The organism is Acinetobacter sp. YH12239 (assembly GCF_013417635.1).
Lineage (GTDB): Bacteria > Pseudomonadota > Gammaproteobacteria > Pseudomonadales > Moraxellaceae > Acinetobacter.
Genome location: NZ_VPDP01000007.1, coordinates 160,700 through 180,911 on the forward strand (window position 1 = coordinate 160,700; position 20,212 = coordinate 180,911).

15 protein-coding genes are annotated in these 20,212 nt (G+C 39.5%); 7 read left to right on the forward strand and 8 right to left on the reverse strand.

The genetic code is table 11. The annotated features are described in order from the left end of the window. Positions 1–8: 8 nt before the first annotated feature. Complete coding sequence (gene parC, locus FTV17_RS08410) at positions 9–2,225, reverse strand: DNA topoisomerase IV subunit A (protein ID WP_179998904.1); 2,217 nt, start codon at positions 2,223–2,225, stop codon at positions 9–11. Between the two features lie 244 nt (positions 2,226–2,469). Between parC and FTV17_RS08415 the strand changes: the two genes are divergently transcribed. Further along, positions 2,470–4,200 carry a hypothetical protein gene (locus tag FTV17_RS08415; protein WP_179998905.1) on the forward strand — a complete coding sequence of 577 codons (1,731 nt, stop codon included), beginning with the start codon at positions 2,470–2,472 and terminating at the stop codon, positions 4,198–4,200. A gap of 34 nt (positions 4,201–4,234) precedes the next feature. On the opposite strand, the gene FTV17_RS08420 is transcribed toward FTV17_RS08415, so the two are convergent. From FTV17_RS08420 to FTV17_RS08435, 4 genes are all read right to left on the reverse strand, one after another. Further along, positions 4,235–5,554: an MFS transporter gene (locus FTV17_RS08420; RefSeq protein WP_179998906.1), complete on the reverse strand. Its 1,320-nt coding sequence runs from the start codon at positions 5,552–5,554 to the stop codon at positions 4,235–4,237. Positions 5,555–5,697: 143 nt separating this feature from the next. Beyond that, on the reverse strand, positions 5,698–6,342 hold the full coding sequence (locus tag FTV17_RS08425; protein WP_035268119.1) for a trimeric intracellular cation channel family protein: 645 nt from the start codon (positions 6,340–6,342) through the stop codon (positions 5,698–5,700). A gap of 61 nt (positions 6,343–6,403) precedes the next feature. Then, positions 6,404–6,871, reverse strand: a complete 468-nt coding sequence (locus FTV17_RS08430) for a YchJ family protein (protein ID WP_373687195.1) — start codon at positions 6,869–6,871, stop codon at positions 6,404–6,406. A 55-nt stretch (positions 6,872–6,926) separates the two neighbouring features. Then, entirely contained in the window at positions 6,927–8,513 is a 1,587-nt protein-coding gene (locus FTV17_RS08435) for a TerC family protein (protein WP_179998907.1), read from the reverse strand. Positions 8,514–8,862: 349 nt separating this feature from the next. Between FTV17_RS08435 and FTV17_RS08440 the strand changes: the two genes are divergently transcribed. Then, entirely contained in the window at positions 8,863–9,489 is a 627-nt protein-coding gene (locus FTV17_RS08440) for a TIGR00730 family Rossman fold protein (RefSeq protein WP_179998908.1), read from the forward strand. An 89-nt stretch (positions 9,490–9,578) separates the two neighbouring features. Here the strand turns inward: FTV17_RS08440 and FTV17_RS08445 are convergent, their stop codons facing one another. Then, positions 9,579–11,420 carry a choice-of-anchor I family protein gene (locus FTV17_RS08445; RefSeq protein WP_257219911.1) on the reverse strand — a complete coding sequence of 614 codons (1,842 nt, stop codon included), beginning with the start codon at positions 11,418–11,420 and terminating at the stop codon, positions 9,579–9,581. A gap of 163 nt (positions 11,421–11,583) precedes the next feature. Between FTV17_RS08445 and mdtD the strand changes: the two genes are divergently transcribed. The 5 genes from mdtD to FTV17_RS08470 all read left to right on the forward strand — a co-directional run bounded on the left by mdtD (position 11,584) and on the right by FTV17_RS08470 (position 16,760). Next, positions 11,584–12,975: a multidrug transporter subunit MdtD gene (mdtD, locus tag FTV17_RS08450; protein WP_179998909.1), complete on the forward strand. Its 1,392-nt coding sequence runs from the start codon at positions 11,584–11,586 to the stop codon at positions 12,973–12,975. Between the two features lie 88 nt (positions 12,976–13,063). After that, positions 13,064–13,828 carry a GH25 family lysozyme gene (locus tag FTV17_RS08455; RefSeq protein WP_179998910.1) on the forward strand — a complete coding sequence of 255 codons (765 nt, stop codon included), beginning with the start codon at positions 13,064–13,066 and terminating at the stop codon, positions 13,826–13,828. Between the two features lie 99 nt (positions 13,829–13,927). Continuing rightward, on the forward strand, positions 13,928–14,938 hold the full coding sequence (locus FTV17_RS08460; RefSeq protein ID WP_179998911.1) for an MBL fold metallo-hydrolase: 1,011 nt from the start codon (positions 13,928–13,930) through the stop codon (positions 14,936–14,938). Between the two features lie 42 nt (positions 14,939–14,980). Beyond that, positions 14,981–16,042: a DNA polymerase IV gene (gene dinB / locus FTV17_RS08465; RefSeq protein WP_179998912.1), complete on the forward strand. Its 1,062-nt coding sequence runs from the start codon at positions 14,981–14,983 to the stop codon at positions 16,040–16,042. A 364-nt stretch (positions 16,043–16,406) separates the two neighbouring features. Continuing rightward, positions 16,407–16,760 carry a RidA family protein gene (locus FTV17_RS08470; RefSeq protein ID WP_179998913.1) on the forward strand — a complete coding sequence of 118 codons (354 nt, stop codon included), beginning with the start codon at positions 16,407–16,409 and terminating at the stop codon, positions 16,758–16,760. Between the two features lie 43 nt (positions 16,761–16,803). Here the strand turns inward: FTV17_RS08470 and FTV17_RS08475 are convergent, their stop codons facing one another. Then, complete coding sequence (locus tag FTV17_RS08475; RefSeq protein WP_179998914.1) at positions 16,804–17,349, reverse strand: DUF2726 domain-containing protein; 546 nt, start codon at positions 17,347–17,349, stop codon at positions 16,804–16,806. Positions 17,350–17,777: 428 nt separating this feature from the next. Next, positions 17,778–20,174, reverse strand: coding sequence for a YgiQ family radical SAM protein (locus FTV17_RS08480; RefSeq protein ID WP_035268131.1), 2,397 nt, complete (start codon positions 20,172–20,174; stop codon positions 17,778–17,780). Between the last annotated feature and the right edge of the window lie 38 nt (positions 20,175–20,212).

Below are 20,212 nucleotides of genomic sequence, written 5' to 3' on the forward strand. Positions count from 1 at the left end.
TGCTAGCTTTATCTTTGAATGAAGAGTTTATTTGCTTTTTGATAACCTCGTGGTAATACCTGCCCTTTTGAAGCACGTTTACCGATGTATTTCAGCAGATCATCACCTTTTAATTTCAATTGTTGTTGTCCAGCAACGACCTGAAGCACATCATCCAAGTTAAGTGTTGTCATAGACACAATGCGTTCCTTTGCATCCAACTGCATCAATTTATTACCTTTTCCTTTATTGAGCATTGGTAATTCTGTCAGCTCTGTCAGTAATAATCGTCCAGAACTGCTGAGTACAGCGATATGTGTACCATCAATTTGTTGCAATGGCATTGCGCTTGCATCATCTGTAAGCGTTAAAAACGCTTTACCCGCTTTAGCATTGGTGTCCAATTGTTTCGCTTGTGTTTTAAAACCATATCCTTTGGAGCTGATCACTAATATTTCCACCTCATCTTCAGCAATCAGAATTTGTTGGAAATTTACTCCATTTGCTGGCGATAATTTCGAGCTTAATGGTTCACCTAAGCCGCGCGCTGAAGGTAATCCTGTAATTGGTAATGCGTAACTTCGACCAGATTGATCTAATACATACACTTTTTGATTAGATTTACCTTGTGCATGACTTAAATATTGATCTCCTGCACGGAAATTGACTTTATCTAGATCGATCTCATGTCCTTTCGCACAACGAATCCAACCCGCTTCCGATAAAATGACAGTGACAGGATCAGCTGGCATCAAATCTTGTTCACTAATCGCGGTCGCTTCTTCACGCTGAACAATAGGAGATCGACGATCATCACCAAACTTTTTCGCATCTTCTTTTAATTCTGAAATGATCAGATTTTTTAAAGATTCAGGATTCGCCAATTGCTCTCGAATCACGGCTGCTCGAGCTTCAAGCTCTTCTTGTTCACGGCGAATCTCCATTTCTTCGAGACGCGCCAAATGACGTAATTTAAGCTCTAGAATGGCTTCGGCTTGAATTTCATCAATACCGAAATGTGACATTAAGACTTCTTTCGGATGATCTTCCTCACGAATAATGCGAATTACCGTATCAATATCTAAATACGCAATTAAAAGCCCAGCCAGAATATGTAGACGTTTTTCAATTTTATTCAAATGGTATTGCAAACGTCTCGTCACAGTCGTTTTACGAATTTCAATCCATTCCAACAAAATACGACGGATAGATTTTACTTGTGGACGACCATCAGCACCAATCATATTCATATTGACGCGGTAGCTCGACTCGAGATCGGTCGTAGCAAATAAATGGCTCATGACCGCATCTGCATCGATACGATTTGAACGCAAGACAATTACCAAACGTGTTGGACATTGATGATCTGATTCATCTCGTACATCACTTACCAACGGTAATTTTTTTGCCTGCATTTGATCAGCAATTTGGCTGATAATTTTAGAGCCAGAAACCTGATATGGTAATTCACTGATGACAATTTCATTTTTTTCAACCGAATATACCGCACGCATGCGATAACTGCCACGTCCAGTGCTTTGTAATTTCAGTAATTCATCAGCAGGTGTAATAATTTCTGCTTGAGTCGGTAAGTCTGGACCAGGAATATATTCAGCAACTTTTTCATCTGACAAGTTCGGGTTACGAATCAGTGCAATTGTACCCTTAACAACTTCCCGTAAATTGTGTGGTGGAATATCTGTTGCCATTCCCACCGCAATTCCCGTCGTACCATTTAAAAGAATATTCGGTACGCGTGCTGGTAAATTTACAGGCTCTTTTAATGAACCATCAAAGTTATCTTGCCAGTCGACAGTTCCTTGACCTAACTCAGAGAGCAGGACTTCACTATATTGTGATAGTTTGGCCTCGGTATATCGCATTGCAGCAAACGACTTTGGATCATCTGGTGATCCCCAGTTGCCCTGCCCTTCAATAAATGGATAACGATAACTAAATGGCTGTGCCATTAAGACCATTGCTTCATAACAAGCAAAATCACCATGCGGATGATATTTACCTAAAACATCACCAACTGTACGTGCTGATTTTTTGGGTTTACCACTATGCTTTAGACCAAGCTCGCTCATCGCATATACGATACGGCGTTGTACAGGTTTTAATCCGTCACTAATATGAGGCAATGCACGATCCATAATCACGTACATCGCATAGTTTAGGTAAGCTTGTTCTGTAAATTCTGCTACAGAACGATTCTCTGTCGCTTGGTGCGCAAGGCTTGTCATTGAATCGTGAAATCCTAATGAATGAATAGTTTAAGGGTGTATGCTAGTCTCCCAAACTGCGAAGAACAAGCAAGGTTGGACACTTTGTAAAGATAAAATAACAAAAAAAAGGCCAGTTGGTTTTATTTCATTTTAAATTGCACTTTTTTCTTGTATCCAATTAATTTTATTAAATATACAATAATCAAAACACAACTTTATAACAAATGATTTTACATACGCTCATCGTATAAACGGTACAAACATGCATAATTACATTCCTTATGATCTTCGCTCAAAATTATTTCAAATTGACCCTAATCTAGATGTTCATTGGCAAACGCGTTTAAAAAATATTTTTAATAGTGTTCCCGCACCAATACAAGGTCTGATACAGGAACAATTCCTGACTGCGAAGAATATTTACTGGGATCAACATCAACAATCATTCACGTTTAAGGGCATTGTTGGTCTTCAGGATTTAAGCAGTCATTTAATCTCACCGAAAATGCGCACTTTGGCTGAAAAAATTGCAGCCACTTTAGAAACGCTGAAATCTTATCAAGACGTAATTAAAATCGCCGATTATTTAGAAACTGTCCAAAATCAAATTGATCGTATTGAAACAGAAGAAGATCAAAGTTTTCTTAGAGACAAACAACTGCTACGTAAAACTTTTTTATATGATGCTGCAAATATCATCAAAACACTCGACTTAAATGTTCCTGATAATTGCCGACATTTAACGGCTGAAGAAATTCGTACTTTTATTCTTGAAGTCCATATTAAACATCAAATTTTAGGCTATTGGTTCAAAACCATTCTCCCAAGACAACTGAAGCAAATTAGCCATCCATTATTCCAAGACTTTATTATTCAAGAACAAAAAATTCGTGATTTTGATGTCATTGAAAGCAGTCAGTATTTATATCTGGTCGCGACTATTCATGACTTTAGACAGAACCCATATTCTATTCGCCGCTTTTTAATGGAAGAAAAGCTAGGTCTTGAAGATCGAGTTTACCTAAATGGCGTGGTGTTGGATAAGAAACGCTTAAATGATCCAAGTTATTTAGAACAATTTAAATGGCAAGTCAGCCGAATTATTACGATTCAACGACAGATCACGACTCCTATTTTGGATCTGATGGAAAAATTTCATAACGTCAATTTTGATCTGTTATTACCGTTACTCAAAAAACCGCTCGATGCTTCTGGATTTTCAGTCGAACAAGTCATTAACGAGCGCCTTTTAGATTTCGAAAAAGCTTTAACTCTTGAGATCTTGCAACCTTTTCAATATGCACTGCGTCATTCAATTCGTCACCCTGATGAGTTTGATTATTGTTTTATCAGTATGCATCGTCTGTTCTCTGATATTGCGAGTTTTTATAAAGACTTTTCGAGTGAACCCATTATCGCATTCAATACTCAAGCTCAAATTTTCGAATATAAAATTTTATCCTATTTAAAATTGATGGAAAAAAGACGACATACCATTTTTGTGAGTTTAGATGCGGAGTCTTATGCGGCAAGTCATAGCAAATCTCAAGCAGCGATTGAGCAAGTCAAAACGATTATTGCCGATGCTCTAGACCAACATAAAGTCAATCAAATTGCTTTCAACCAGAAAAAAAGAGAACTCGAAAGCCAATCAAACAAAGGATTCTTTCAAAAAATGTTTGATAAAACTGAAAAGTTAAAATCGGAGCTTGAAGCGCTTAAATTGGCTGGAATTAATAATCGACGAATTGCATATTTAGATCTCGTGAAAGTGCCCAAAAAACATGATGAAACGACGGTGTACCTTGAGTTTGAAAGTTTGATTTCAATTAATCAGACTGAGCGTCACTATGCTTTTGTCAATGGCGACAATGGGGTATCAGCCTTGCCTATTTTAATTCAACTCCCTGAAGATAAAGAAAAATTCAATCTTCAGCAAGTGTCGAACACATTAAATTTTGACTTAACTAAAGCACGTCAAAAATGGGTCTAAAAAAGAGGAGCTTCGCTCCTCTTTTTTCACAGATTTACATCCCCATAGACTCAAGTGTCTTACCTTTGGTTTCCTCACCGAGCACCAAGATCACGGCCGCAACAGCCAATAATACAGCGGTAAACATCATAAATACTTGGCTAAATCCATTTGAAGCCACCATCATATGAGTAACCACTAAAGGTGCAACAATCCCACCAATACGCCCAATTGCTGCTGCCCAACCTGATCCGAAAGCACGAATATTTGCAGGATATTGTTCAGGCGTGTAGGTATATAAAACGCCCCATGCACCAAGATTAAAGAATGACATCAAGCATCCCCAGAACATGATCATCGCTACGGTATCAGCCTGCCCAAAGAAATATGCTGATACTGCACACATTGCAATAAAGCCTGAAAGCGTCGCTTTACGCCCTAACTTTTCGACGAGCCATGCCGCGACAATATAACCTGGCAATTGTGCTAAAATCATCCCGAGAACATATTCAAAAGACTGCACAATGGTATATCCCTCTTTGACTAAAAGACTTGGTAACCACGTGAAAATACCGTAATACGAATAAACAATCCCAAACCAAATTAACCACAACATTAAACTGCGCTTTGCGAAACCGGTTGACCATAACTGACCAAAACTGACATTTGAATGTGTTGAAACTGGTTTCACTTCAATTTTGTCGATGACTTCAACACCACACTGCCGCTCGATTTTTTGTACAATCGCGTGCGCTTCATCAATACGACCTCGATTGATCAAGTAAGGAATAGATTCCGGAACTTTTTTTAGAATAACGAAGACATAAAGTGCAGGCAAACCACCCAATAAAAATGCAACATGCCAATCAAATTTAGGGATGACGAAATAAGAAACCAGTGCAGCACATAACCAGCCTAGCCCCCAGAAGCTTTCAAGTAACACAATAAAGCGACCACGAACATGGGCTGGAATGTATTCACTCACTAAAGTCACGGCAACTGGTAACTGTCCGCCTAAGCCTAAACCCACAATAAATCTAAAGATTAATAACCATGTTAAATTTGGTGCGAAAGCACAAAGTGCTGTTGCGATGCTATAAATGACCAAAGTTGTAGCAAATACTGCTTTACGTCCGATTCGATCTGCCAGTCCACCAGAGAACACTGCACCTATCGCCATCCCCACAAAGCCTATGGATACAACCCAACCTTTTTCAGCAGGCGTCATTTGCCAGTCTTCAGCCATCTTCGCCAAGATAAAGGAAATTAGTCCAGTATCCATTGCATCAAACATCCAGCCTAATCCAATCACCCACAACAAGGTGTAGTGAAATTTACCAATAGGTAAACGCTGTATTCGTGAGATTAAATCCATAGCATGCTCTCTGTGAGGAGTGATTTAAATACAACCAATGACAATCGCTGTTTTCTCAACACTGCTTATTTTTATTTTCTAAAGAACCATATAAAAATGACCGATCACATTATCGGCCATTTTGAAAGATGAGTGTAAAAAGTTTAATTTACATCTTTTGATGACGCCGACTGTTCATCATCATCTTTATAAATAAATTTTGGCATTTCAAGGCCAAAGTAAATTGCGATACAACGCAATGTGAAACCAAAAACAAGAGTAGAAATAATGGTGATATCTTGTGAAAAACCGACTTCGATACAGCCCCAATAGAAAATGACCGCAACAAAAGAAATACTGGCATAAAGTTCGCGACGGAAAACTAAAGGCACATCGTTACATAAGATATCTCGTAAAATACCCCCTGAAACGCCTGTCAATACACCTGCCACTGCACAAACCACGAAACCCTGTTCCATTTGAATCGCAATTTGACAACCAATAATGGTAAAACCTATCAGACCTAAGGCATCCAGAAGTAAGAATACCGAACGTAGATGTCGCATCCATTTTGCGATAAAAATCGTAAATAATGCTGCACAACATGTAAGTACTAGATATTCAGGATGTTTCACCCAAGTTAAAGGATAATGCCCTAGCAAAACATCACGGACTGACCCTCCACCCAAAGCAGTCACACAGGCAATAATAATGACACCAAACCAATCCATACTTCGTCGACCTGCAGACAAGGCGCCTGTCATCGCTTCCGCAGTAATCGCAATAATATAAATAACGGTGAGTAACATTGCCCTACTTCCAAATGAGGGTTTTTAATGCGCAATATTCTAAGTTAATTAAAAATTAATTCTAGAGAAATCGCGCACAACATTGCTTAAATTTTTTTCCTGATCCACAAATACAAGGCTGCTTCATCGTCACAGTTTGATCTGTCGTTGGGTCCAAAAAATACCACTGTCTATTGATGAATACGAAATTTGAGGTTTCATGATGGACATGTACCTGATCGACATGTTGGTAATGTGCTTTGAATTCGACTTGAGCATGGGTTTTATCCAGACGAGGTAAATGCTGAATAACCTCTAATTTTAACCACTGATTGCTCATCGCCCAATCCCGAATGGCAGCAATGTCTAAATGACTTTGCTGACCTGATGCTGTGGTACTCACAATATAGTCGATTTCATGTTTAGCGAATGCACTATAGCGAGAACGCATGAGCTGTTCAGCACTTTCTGCAACACGCTGACCACGATGTAAAGGTTCACAACAGTGTGTATAAATTCCATGCCCGCAAGGACAATTGAGTTCGGACATCAATATTCCAAAAAAAAATAGCACCTAATCAGATGCTATTTTAACTGAGTTTAAATCATTCTGATGGGTCTTGTTTTACGATGGGTACAATATGTACTTTTTCGATTTTATGACCATCCATTGTAACCACTTCAAATAGATACCCTTCTGCTTCAAAGGTTTCTCCATTTTCAGGTAAATGTCCTAAATGGAATAAGATATAACCAGACAGCGTAGAATACTGTTCTGACTCATCAACTAAATCACGATCAAGCAATAATGAAATATGACGAATATCAGTTGAACCCTCGAGCATGAGTGAACCATCCTCTAAGCTTTCAACTGCAGTTTCTATTTCATTTTCGTTCGGGAATTCACCCGCAATCGCTTCTAAAATATCAATCGGTGTTGCAATACCCTCAATGGAACCATATTCATTGAGAACAATCGCCATTTGTAATGGTGCCTGACGCAATTGATCCATCACCATTAAGACTTGAGCGCTTTCATGGACAATAACAGGCTCTCGAATGTGTTTTTCGAAATTAAAATCGCCCGATTCAATATAGTCATTCAAAACGTTATGCGTGAGCACCACCCCAGCAATATTGTCCAGCTCGCCATGTGCAACGATCAAACGTGAATGTTTCATAGAAAGCACTTGATGTTTAATACTTTCAGGATCGTCATTTAAATCGATCCATTCGAGTTCTGGACGTGGGGTCATTAATGATTTGACTGGTCGCTCAGATAAACCTAATACACCTTGCAACATCACGCTTTGGTATACCGCATTCTCATCCGAGAACATTTCCTCTACCAAAGCTTGGGTAGCCAAGACATCATCTGTATTTGCCGATTGAGCATCTGCCGTTTTTGACTTACCACCCAGCATACGAATGACAGCAGAAGCTGTTTTAAAACGTAAATCAGTCGTTGTTACCGTTTTTTCTTGGTTGCGGCGCATCAATTGATTTAAAAACTCAATCAGGACAGAGAAACCAATTGCAGCGTATAGATAACCCTTCGGAATGTGGAAGCCTAGGCCTTCGACAACCAATGAGAAACCGATCATCATCAAGAAACATAGACACAGAATCACTACAGTTGGATGCTTATTCACAAAGTCCATGAGGGCTTTAGAGGCCCATAGCATGATTCCTATCGCAATAATTACGGCGATCATCATGACCGAAAGATCTTTGACCATACCGACTGCTGTAATCACACTGTCGAGTGAGAACACTGAATCCAATACCACGATCTGTACAATGACCATCCAAAATGCAGCATGAACAGGATTTTCTTCTTTAACATGAACTTTACTTTCTAGACGTTCATGTAGTTCTAAAGTTCCCTTCATTAACAAGAAAATACCGCCAAAAATCAAAATAAGATCTCGGGCTGAAAACGGATGATCAAAGATATGGAATAATGGATTCGTTAACGTGATAATCCAAGCGATTGACGCCAAAAGTATTAGGCGCATGCCAAGCGCGAGCGTTAAGCCTAAAATTCTGGCTTTATTGCGTTGCTCAGGCGGCAGTTTTTCCGCCAAAATCGCGATAAAGACGAGATTATCAATCCCGAGAACAATTTCTAAAATAATTAAAGTTAAGAGTCCCACCCATGCGGAAGGATCAGACATCCATTCAAAAATCATGTGTTACACTCCCACGTTTCAGGAAGATGGGATTCATTTAAACCAAAGTGATGAGGCAAAGTTATAAATGCAGTATTTAAATTTAGAAAATAAATAATATTTTGTTCTATTGAGCGATGTCGATCACTACTCATATTGATGTATTGGTTGCCGAACAGATTTTCAGTATAGAAAAGATTTTATTGCAATTCACTATTTTTTCGGTGAATCGAGATTGGCTTTATCAATCATTTTAGAATGAAACTACAAAATATTTCAAAAAATTCTTATTTATCTATACAGTTGTCACCTTTCTTGCTTAGATTAAACTGCATGATGAAGTTAATTTAAAAAAGGTGAGTAAATAAATATGAATACAAGCATTCTTAATAACACCTTAGAGACCGATACATCAGTTAAATCAAAAGCAACTCAATGCCTTATTGCACTTTATTGTGGTTCTCGTTTTGGCAATAATCCTATTTACCAACAAAAAGCCATTGCTTTGGCTGAAAAAATTGCAAGGCAAGGATTTGGCATCGTATATGGTGGTGCAAGTATCGGATTAATGGGACAAGTCGCAGATACAGTCATTGAAAACCATGGTGAAGTTGTTGGTGTTATTCCTGAATTTATGCTTGATTACGAAGTTGCCCATAATCAGTTAACAGAACTTCACGTGGTAAGAACAATGCATGAACGCAAAGCCATGATGGCTGAACGTGCTAGTGCTTTTGTTGCGCTCCCGGGAGGTTTAGGTACATTTGAAGAAATCTTAGAAATCGCAACTTGGGGACAGTTAAATCAACACCAAAAACCAATGATTATTTATAACGTCAATGGATTCTATAATGCCTTGATTGCACAACTCGATCATGCAGTAGAAGAAGGTTTTCTACCTGCTCAACATCGGGCAAAAATCATCGTATGCGAGCATTCACATCAAATCATCAATGCCATCGCAAACATGAAATGCCCTGAACAATTCGTGGTCTAAATTCAACAAGACTTTAGAGTATTACGAATGACGAGTAAAAAATAAAAGAGCCATATGGCTCTTTTATCATACATCTACACGATCAGGCTCTATTTCAACGTGATCTGATACGTTGCTGTAGTACCACTGACTTCATTCCCTACAATCAGTAAAGGCATACCCGTTGGAGATTCTTTTGCGGAAACAAAGGTTAATCCTTCAGGACCTAAGTCTCCTGCCTGACCTGCCTCGATATCGGCAGTGGTTGCATCAAGTTTTCGCGAATGAATATATTGCACAAATTGGGGTTGGGCAGGATTGGAGATGTCATATACCATCACGCCTCCAACTCGTTCTAAACCAATAAATGCATAAGTTTTCTGACCGATTTGACCTATCACCACGCCTTCTGGTTCTGGTCCCTTATTGTCACTACGATTATCGCCCCCTGCTTCTTCATGGTTTGCATTAAAGATCTCAGGATGGTGCTGAGCAATATATTGTTCAAAATCATCACCCGAATCCCAAACCAGCTCTAATCCTGTTTGTGCATCATTTTCTGTCCAAATACTGACAGATCGTGCCCCGAAGCTATATAAATGATCGTAAACTAAATTGCCTCGAGCATTGAGTTTAGGTGTGCCATCAGTATTCTTTTGATAACCTTCAGTCCAAGTGATATTCAAACGGCCAAGCATCTTGTCTTCACGGCATCCTTTAGCATCGCCATCGATCGCTCCACAATATGCAAAATGCAGAGGATTCAATTCAGCACCTTTCGCCAGTGCTCTTAATTGTGGTGGCAGATCTTCCCCTTGCCGTCTATCGAAACCATCTTTATGGACTAGATGCTTCACACGCCATTCTTCAACAAAACCTTTCTTAATATTACCTTGAGCATTCGGATTATCCTTTAATCTCTCTCCCCAATATTCAGGATCATCTTCACCCCAAGCACGAGCATCCCCTTCATTGGCAGTGACAATATAGGTTTTACCATTGACTTCGTAACTTGAGATCGCATCTGGCATATATAAGCCACGAACATGCTGCCAAGTTTGAATATTGATCTTCGCAAGACCATTTTCACCATCGGCATCACTGACATCTAAGCCATGACCTTGTAAGCCATGATCTTTAAAACCGAGCGGATAAACAGCCATGACTTTGGCATTTAAAACATCCACCTTAGCTAAGGCATTATTTTCCTGTAATGCGACCCATGCAATTTTGCCATCTGCGCTGAGTGTGATGTATTCAGGTTCAAAATCTTGCGCTACTGTTGCATTTGGACCATAAATTCGCACACCTTGATCACGTAATAGCTGTGCTTGACTGTTAAAGGCTTTGAAGTCAGCTGTTTTTGCAACTGGTTTGTTCAAATTTGAGAGATCAATGATTGAAATCGAACCTTCGGGATCAATCACATAATCATGAGATGGCTCTCCTTCATTCGCCACCAATAAGGTTTTCCCATCTGCACTAAAGGTCAGCATATCGGGTAGAGAACCCACTGGAACTTGGGCAATAAAGCTCGAATCATTGGCATTAAAAAGTGCCACGATTCCTGGATCTGTTTTATCTTTGGCTTGTACAGCCAAGGCAACAATTCCATTTTTTACAGCAACACTATTTACTTCTGAGTCTGTTAAATAAGATTTAGCATCTAAAGAGCCAATCCATTTAGGTTGCTGAGGTTGGCGATAATCAAAAATATCAACCACGCCTTCTTTTGCGTTTACAACAAACAATCTTTGGCTTTGTGCATCATAGGCAGGTATCTCTGCTGCGCTGACCGCAAAACCACGACTTTCTGTCCGACTGAGATAGTTGAGTTCAATCGATACAGGCGTAATATCTGGTACTGATGTGATATTGTTAGTGTCATCATTACATGCCCCTAGCCCCAATGCACACATTGCGATCACAAGTGCGTTAGACTTTAACTTCATTTTTTAATCGTCTTATGATGTTGTTGGCAACAACTCTATGACCATGCGATGACAATACTGTGACCATTAGATTGCAATTTTGTTGCAAATCCTTCGTAAATAAACCACAAGTGATACTGAGAAACAGTTTTAAAATATTAACTTACTAATATGATCCTACAAGATGAGCAGCACAGCACACCAACCCTTACAGCCTGAGTTTAGATTATTGGTGTTTTTGGTCTCGATCGGCTTTTTTATGCAAGGTCTAGACACAACTATCATCAATACTGCGATTCCTGCAATCGCTCATCACCTCAATGAAGATCCTCTACACATGCATAGTGTCGTGGTGGCTTATGTATTGTCAGTTGCAGCCTGTATTCCACTCAGTGGTTGGCTGGCTGACCGATTTGGTGTCCGAAATGTTTATTTTTCTGCAATTATCATTTTTACTTTGGCATCGCTCGGATGTGCATTTTCTTCTAATTTAAATGAGCTGTTATTTTTCCGAGTGATTCAAGGGATTGGAGGTGCTTTACTGCTTCCAGTTGGGCGTCTTGCAATGTTGAAAATCATTCCTAGAACCCAATTCCTTGCAGCCATGTCTCTGATGAGTCTTGCAGGTCTGATTGGCCCCTTAATCGGTCCTACTCTTGGCGGATGGTTAGTGGAGTACGTGACTTGGGAGTGGATTTTCTTAATTAATATTCCTATTGGACTCATTGGAGTTTTTCTCACATTTAAAGCCATGCCAAATGTGACTGAGACCCATGTTGCTAAGTTTGATTTTTTTGGCTTCTTGTTATTAGTCATCGCGATGGTTGGCTTAAGTTTAGGGATTGAAAATTTTGCTAGCCCCTATCTTCCACTATGGTGGAGTATTGTTCTTATTGTGTTTGGTTTATCTGCAAGTGCTTGGTACATGGTGCATGCCCATACCCACCAAAATGCTCTATTTCGTGGGAAACTATTCAAAAATCAAATTTTCGCGATTGGTATTGTAGGCAACTTTTTTGCCCGCTTAGGCGGCAATGCGATGCCTTTTCTTATCCCCTTAATGCTACAAGTTGCTTTTGGTTTTGAACCATTTATTACCGGTTTACTTATGATTCCAACGGTATTGGGTTCACTGGCATCAAAACCGATCATTCGCCAAATTATTCAACGATTTGGGTATCGTCGTGTGTTATTAGTCAATACCTGCCTTATTGGCTTATGTATTGCAAGTTTTGCCCTCACCTCAGCCGAAACACCTTTATGGCTAAGAACATTGCATTTCTTCATCTTTGGCATGTTGAACTCACTGCAATTTGTTTCTATGAATACGCTAACCTTAAAGGATTTGCCTCAACAAGATGCTAGTAGTGGTAACAGTTTTCTCTCGATGATTATGATGGTATCCATGAGTATTGGTGTAGCGCTTGCAGGTACACTGGTCAATGTGTTCACCGCTTATCTTGGTACTGCACAAATGCAACAGGCCTTCCAATGGACCTTAATTTTAATGGGCTCAATTAATATTATTACCATGTTTATTTTTTGGAAAATTCCGAAAGAAATGGATGATGACTAATGAATATGGATTCTAGATACTGTCGCTACCATTTACGTTTATTCGCGTTATGATATTAATCATATTTCGCACCAATCTTTAAGTGCTCATGAATTCAAAAAATAAGCAGCATATCTATTCGCAGAAGATTATCTTGTGGACCTCCCTTTTAGGTGCAGCCCTGATCGCACTCATGGTCGGATTATTGAGCTTTTTCTTTTTGCCGTTTCAACCAGCAACAGCTCAAGAGTATCCAATCAAAGGATTTGATGTCTCACATCATCAAAAAGAGATTCGCTGGTCGCAAATTCCAAAAAAGGAATACCAATTTGTCTACCTCAAAGCAACAGAAGGTGGCGACTTTAAAGATCGAAAATTTCAGGATCATTGGCTTAAAGCACGCGAGCATGGTTTTAAAGTCGGAGCGTATCATTTCTATCGACTTTGCCGTGATGGGAAAGTTCAGGCATTAAATTTCATTGATTCTGTGCCACGTAAAGAAGATGCCCTTCCCCCAGTCATTGATTTGGAATACGACAGCAATTGCATCAATACCTATAGCAAAGAAAAACTGTTACATGAAATCGATGTTATGCACGATTTGCTGCATCAACATTATGGCAAACAACCTATCTTTTATGTTTCTAAAGCCTTCTATAACATCGTACTTGCGGGTGCTTTTACGGATACCCCACTCTGGGTACGTGAATACACCACTCAACCTGAATTAAAAGACAATCCAGATTGGATCTTTTGGCAATACACCAATAAAGGCACAATTAAGGGTATTTCTACACCAGTGGATTTGAATGTATTTAATGGCGATCAAAACGACTGGATAAAATTTCTAAAATTAAATCAAATTGAGCCATAAATCTTAAGGAGTCAGTACGTTACAACTAAAGAGATCTAACTAAAAAATAGAGTGCAACTGGGCTCAAGCAAGCGAGTTACGCTTTATAAGGATGACATGATGTCGCTTAAAAAAGGGATTTTAACGGTGATTGGTCTTTTGGCTGTCACGCTCATGGCTGCGTTTTTTTATTTATGGCAACCATCAGGAAAGCTCTCCGAATTTAATCAATGGAAGGCTAAAATAGACCAACCCGTCAGTGAACAAAAATTAAATGTTCGCTTTTTTGGCGTTTCCACATTGCTATTTGATGATGGTAATTCACAAATTCTAATTGATGGTTTTTTTAGTCGACCATCTCTCATGACTATTGCTTTACAACGCCTTTCCAGTGATCAAGCACTGCTTCACAATATGATTCAGGACCATGAGCTTAAACGCCTCAAAGCCATATTGGTGACCCACAGTCACTATGATCATGCTCTGGATATCTCAGTGCTCGGAACTTCACTCCCAAAAACTCACATCATTGGTTCGTTGAGTACATTAAATATAGCACGAGGCGGCAAAGTGCCTGAGCATCAATTGAAACTGGCTGTGCCTTTTCAAGCACTACAATTGGGTGCATTTCGTATTACGCCTATTCCCTCACAACATACGCCACCTACAGCAGTGAACAATGATTTAGGTGAAGAGATTCTGCATCCACTGCCTCAGCCAGCACGTTTTTATGAGTTTAAAGAGGGCGGTAGTTTTGATTACTTGATTGAGCACAATAATCGCAAAATTTTAGTTAAAGCCAGTACAGGCGCGCTTCCTAATCAATTTCAAAAGTTAAATGTAGATGTCTTGTTTTTAGGAGTTGCTCAGCTTTCTAAACAATCACCCGAGTTTCAACAACAGTATCTCGCTGAAACTATTGATCAGTTGCAACCTAAAGAAGTCATTCCAATTCATTGGGACAATTTCTTTAAACCACTTTCACAACCTTTAGAATTTCTACCACGAATAGCAGATCATTCTCCGAAAAGCCTACAACTCGTGATTGATCATGCACAGCATCAAGGTCGAAAGGTGACTTTACTGACGGAGCCTTACGCATACCCAATAATCAGCTCAACGACGCCTTAATTATGGGTTAAAATTAAGGCATCTCATGATTGATTGAACATTTTGCGAAAGATAATTCATATCGATATGGATGCTTTTTACGCCTCTGTGGAGCTTAGAGAGCGTCCAGAATTAAAACACTTACCTGTGGTCATTGCATCTCATCACCCACGGGCCGTCGTTGCAGCAGCATCATACCCAGCTCGTGAGTATGGCTTACGTTCTGCCATGTCGATGACACAAGCTAGAAAACTTTGCCCACAAGTGATCGTCATTGAGCCAAATTTTTCTAAATACCAACATGTTTCAGCTCAAATTCATGAGATATTTCAAAAATATACCAGCATCATCGAACCCTTATCGCTGGATGAAGCATATCTGGATGTCACTGAAAATTTACAACAGATTCCAAGTGCTACTGAAGTTGCGATGCATATTCGTGATGAAATATTTCAGCTTACTGGATTGACCGCCTCAGCAGGCGTTGCACCAAATAAGTTTTTAGCCAAAATTGCATCTGATTGGAATAAACCGAATGGCATTTGTGTGATCAAACCCAATCAGGTGCAACAGTTCATCTATGATCTTCCACTTAAAAAAATCCCCGGTGTAGGTAAGGTCACACAGGAAAAATTAAAAGCTTTGCAACTCGAAACACTTGGGGATTTACAGCAGGTCGAAGAAAACTTTCTCACTCATCATTTCGGAAAATATGGCAAACAATTATTTCTCTATGCTCAAGGGATCGATGAGCGACCTGTTCAAAGCGAACGCCAAAGACAGCAAATTTCCAAAGAAACCACGTTTGATGAAGATCTTTTTTTAAACCAATGTGATCAATTTTGGACTTCACTGCTTTCTCGTGTTTGGCAAAATCTTCAAAACAAGGAAATGATCGCTAGAGGTATCAGCGTCAAACTCAAACTTAAAAATTTTCAAGTTTTACAACACTCTAAAAGCTTTAAACAACCTTTCAATCACATACAGGATTTGCAACTGGCACTCAAATTATTGTTAATGGAAATGAATATTCCTGATGAATATCAGTTTAGACTCATTGGTGTTGGGGTGTATCAACTTTCAGAAAAACAACAAGACACTCAACTCAATTTATTCGGATTGTAAATTTCGTCTAGTTTTCATGCAAAAGAACAAAATTAAGTCAATTTTTTTCGCCTTTTTTTCCTTTTTAGAGTAATCTAATCGTGCAATACATTTACCCATGTGTCTGCTGAGATGTTGTTAGAAGACCTATATCTAACACATTTGTCCTGTGATTGGCGTGACAATCCATCCGAATATTACAGGGCACTCTAATCTGAATGGGTACAATGTCTTTTTCCTCCAAATATTTCTGATCTCCTCCCATAAAAATAAACTTTCAGAGATACAGCAATTAAACCGAATTCATAGTTCCACTTCCCCTATACTTTCTAAATCCTATACTGCGTTTCATAATCTATATTTATATCTATAAGGGATGAGTTTTATGTCTGTTCAACGTTTACACGTTCAAAAACGTTTTTCTGAGGTCGCTATTTTTGGTCACTTCGTTCATCTGGCAGGTCAGTTAGCAGAAGATACGTCGCTCGACATTCGTGGACAGTCACAACAAACCTTTGACATTATTGACCGTTTATTGGCTGAAGCAGGTACAGATAAAAGCCATATCATGTCTGTGACAATTTATCTAAAAGATATTGAAAAAGATTATGCAACATTCAATGAAGTTTGGGATGCATGGGTTTCTGATATTCAAGCTCTACCGCGTACATGCGTAGAGGCTAAACTTTATCATCCCGATGTTCTTGTTGAGTTAACGGTAATAGCCGCGAAACCTTGATAAAAAAAGCATGCCTGAGCATGCTTTTTTATTTCAAAGATGATTAGCTAAATGCGCGAATATCTGCCAATCGTCCAGCGCTATACTTTTCTAATTTATGCTCAATCACGGATTCATCTCCCCATTCAATTGGCATTTCCTCAGTGTATTCATCCAAAAAATCACGTCTTAACTGCACATATTCTGGCACAGCATGGTAAGAGATCACTTTGTATCCCGCGGTTTCAAGTAATGCATTTTGAAACTGTAAAGTATGTCCACGCTTGAATGAAAATTTATCTTCTAAACTGACAATGGCAAGAACTTTACAATCCTTATTCATCACCACAAAATCAGCAAACATTGACTCATATTTACGGCGTGTACGCGGTAACTTTGTGGTCAGTAAGGCGTCAAAAGAGACATGTGCCAAAATATGCGCATTTGGCATGATTTCTTTCAGACGATTGAAAGTTACTTGCTGATAGGGGCTAAACACTGCTCTTTGACGGAGCATGCTATCAGAGGGTTGTTGATGCTTTAATCCTTTATAAGCAATGAACAACACCACAGCGAGTATGATCACACTCGCGATGATCATGATATCCATGACTAGTATCCTTATTTGAATTCTTATCGTTAATTTCTTTTTTAAACTACTTCAAAAAACACAACTTTTATTATTGTTTCATTATGCTGATGTTAAACATCGCATAGTCCAAGTGAAAAGCGCTCCAGACCAAGCTTATATTAAACATGTTCTGCACTTATTGGCTATAGTTTAAAACATGAAACACATCACACTATTACATAATTGTTGGACAATGATGAAAATTTCATTTGAAGATAATACAATATCATCTGAAATGAAAAACTCAAAACCTCACTAAACCCCTAATTTAAATGATTATTTTAAAATAAAAAAGAGACTTACCCAAATCAAGCCCAATATTCCGATAAAATGAGCATCATCGAAAATATTGTATAGAAAATGTTCAAAAAAGGACGCCGCAGCGTCCTTTTAAAAGAAATTATCATTTATGCACGAGACTTGGGTTTGGATTTACCCTTAGGTTTCCCCTCGCCAAAAGGTTTTTTGCGATCTCCAGTCTCACGTGGTGGCAAACCAGTGTGCTGTGTCAAGATTTGGCCTTTCTTCGGACGATTATTTTGTCCTTGTGATTGACCACGATTAGCGGTTTGACCCGTACGTTTTTGTGAATCACCTGCAACAGTTGAATTTTTCTTACGTGCAGATTGATATTGACCATCCGTGCCCTGAGGCTGATACGTCGGAATCAAATGTTGCTTAGAATTACCAATTAAGTCCTGACGACCCATTTCTTTCAAAGCTTCACGCAGTAAAGGCCAGTTATTTGGATCATGGTAACGTAAGAAAGCTTTATGTAAACGGCGGCGTTTTTCACCTTTTACAATGTCGACATCTTCAGTATAACGTGCCACTTTCGCAAGCGGATTTTTACCGGTGTAGTACATGGTGGTCGCAGTTGCCATTGGTGATGGATAGAAGGTTTGTACTTGATCAGCACGGAAACCATTCTTTTTCAACCAAATCGCAAGGTTCATCATGTCGTAATCGGTTGTACCTGGATGCGCTGCAATAAAGTAAGGAATAAGATATTGTTCCTTACCTGCTTCTTTACTGAAACGATCAAACATTTGCTTAAAGCGGTCATACGTCCCAATACCTGGCTTCATCATTTTATTGAGAGGGCCTTTTTCGGTATGTTCAGGTGCAATCTTTAAGTAGCCACCGACATGATGCGTGACTAATTCTTTGACATATTCAGGGTTCAATACTGCAAGGTCATAACGTAGACCCGAACCAATCAAAATCTTTTTAATACCTGGTAAAGCACGAGCTTTACGATATAACTGCGTAAGAGGTGCGTGATCAGTATGCAAGTTTTGACAAACACCCGGGAACACGCACGATGGCTTACGACAGTTCTTTTCAATTTCTGGATCTTTACATGCCAAACGATACATATTGGCTGTTGGTCCACCTAAGTCCGAAATAATGCCTGTAAAGCCCGGCGCCGTATCACGAATCTTTTCAACTTCACGTAAGATCGATTCTTCAGAACGGTTTTGAATAATTCGACCTTCATGCTCCGTAATCGAACAGAAGGTACAACCACCGAAACAACCACGCATGATGTTCACAGAGAACTTGATCATGTCAAACGCTGGGAAACGCGCATCGCCATAAGATGGATGTGGTAGACGTGCATAAGGCAAATCGAACACATAATCCATTTCTTCTGTGGTTAATGGAATTGGCGGTGGATTAATCCAGACATCACGCTCACCATGCTTCTGCACGAGTGCGCGCGCATTCCCTGGATTAGTTTCTAGATGCAAAATACGGTTTGCATGGGCATAAAGCACGGGATCATTGGCAACTTCTTCAAAAGAAGGTAGACGAATCACAGCCAATTCACGTGGTGGCAACTTATGCTTAATCGCCTTAGAGGATGGCTGTAACTGCACGATTTGCGTATCTGCATCCAAATTGTCGCCTTCACGAACAATCGGATTGCTGACCACTTCTTTTTGGAAATTCTGATACTGCGTTAAGCTGTTGCCTTTGTCTTTCTCAATTTCACAGCCATCAATATCTTCGGTCATCACATATGGATTGATGATTGGATCAACACGGCCTATGGTATCGACATCATTTGATGCGATCTCAACAAACTTGGCTTTTGCTGCACGGTTATGCTTATTAATAATAAATGCAGTACCACGAACATCAGTAATGTCTGTAATTTTTTCGCCTTTGGCTAGACGGTGCATCACTTCAATGATTGAGCGTTCACCATTACCATACATCAATAGATCGGCTTTTGAATCCATTAAAATAGAACGACGAACTTTGTCTGACCAATAGTCATAATGCGCGATACGACGTAATGAGCCTTCGATACCGCCTAGCAGAACAGGAACATCAGGGAACGCTTCACGACAACGTTGACAATAGACGGTTGCTGCACGGTCAGGACGTTTATTCGGTTGGTTATCTGGCGAATAAGCATCATCTGAACGGATCTTACGGTCAGCCGTATAACGGTTGATCATAGAGTCCATGTTACCTGCCGATACGCCCCAAGCAATATTTGGTTTACCAAGTACACGGAATGCTTCAACATTCGTCCAGTCTGGTTGGGCAATAATACCAACACGGAAACCTTGTGCTTCAAGCACACGGCCAATGATACCGGTTACAAATGATGGATGATCGATATAAGCATCGCCACAAACAAAAATAAAGTCACAACTATCCCAACCGAGTTGGTCCATTTCCTCGCGTGACATCGGCAAAAAAGGCGCGGGTTCAAAACAAGACGCCCAATATTTGTCGTAATCAAACAACGCTTTTGGCGCAGTCTGAGCGGTATAAGCAGTAGACATGGCTAGCAATTCTCGGCTGGCAGATGGAAGATCAAAAA

Excerpts from the sequence above, each read along its gene's own strand:
- FTV17_RS08430 (WP_373687195.1), bottom strand. The coding sequence starts at position 6,871 with ATGTCCGAACTCAATTGTCCTTGCGGGCATGGAATTTATACACACTGT.
- mdtD (WP_179998909.1), top strand. The coding sequence starts at position 11,584 with ATGAGCAGCACAGCACACCAACCCTTACAGCCTGAGTTTAGATTATTG.
- FTV17_RS08445 (WP_257219911.1), bottom strand. The coding sequence starts at position 11,420 with ATGAAGTTAAAGTCTAACGCACTTGTGATCGCAATGTGTGCATTGGGG.
- FTV17_RS08460 (WP_179998911.1), top strand. The coding sequence starts at position 13,928 with ATGTCGCTTAAAAAAGGGATTTTAACGGTGATTGGTCTTTTGGCTGTC.
- FTV17_RS08415 (WP_179998905.1), top strand. The coding sequence starts at position 2,470 with ATGCATAATTACATTCCTTATGATCTTCGCTCAAAATTATTTCAAATT.
- FTV17_RS08475 (WP_179998914.1), bottom strand. The coding sequence starts at position 17,349 with ATGGATATCATGATCATCGCGAGTGTGATCATACTCGCTGTGGTGTTG.
- FTV17_RS08470 (WP_179998913.1), top strand. The coding sequence starts at position 16,407 with ATGTCTGTTCAACGTTTACACGTTCAAAAACGTTTTTCTGAGGTCGCT.
- parC (WP_179998904.1), bottom strand. The coding sequence starts at position 2,225 with ATGACAAGCCTTGCGCACCAAGCGACAGAGAATCGTTCTGTAGCAGAA.
- FTV17_RS08455 (WP_179998910.1), top strand. The coding sequence starts at position 13,064 with ATGAATTCAAAAAATAAGCAGCATATCTATTCGCAGAAGATTATCTTG.
- FTV17_RS08480 (WP_035268131.1), bottom strand. The coding sequence starts at position 20,174 with ATGTCTACTGCTTATACCGCTCAGACTGCGCCAAAAGCGTTGTTTGAT.
- FTV17_RS08435 (WP_179998907.1), bottom strand. The coding sequence starts at position 8,513 with ATGATTTTTGAATGGATGTCTGATCCTTCCGCATGGGTGGGACTCTTA.
- FTV17_RS08425 (WP_035268119.1), bottom strand. The coding sequence starts at position 6,342 with ATGTTACTCACCGTTATTTATATTATTGCGATTACTGCGGAAGCGATG.
- FTV17_RS08440 (WP_179998908.1), top strand. The coding sequence starts at position 8,863 with ATGAATACAAGCATTCTTAATAACACCTTAGAGACCGATACATCAGTT.
- FTV17_RS08420 (WP_179998906.1), bottom strand. The coding sequence starts at position 5,554 with ATGGATTTAATCTCACGAATACAGCGTTTACCTATTGGTAAATTTCAC.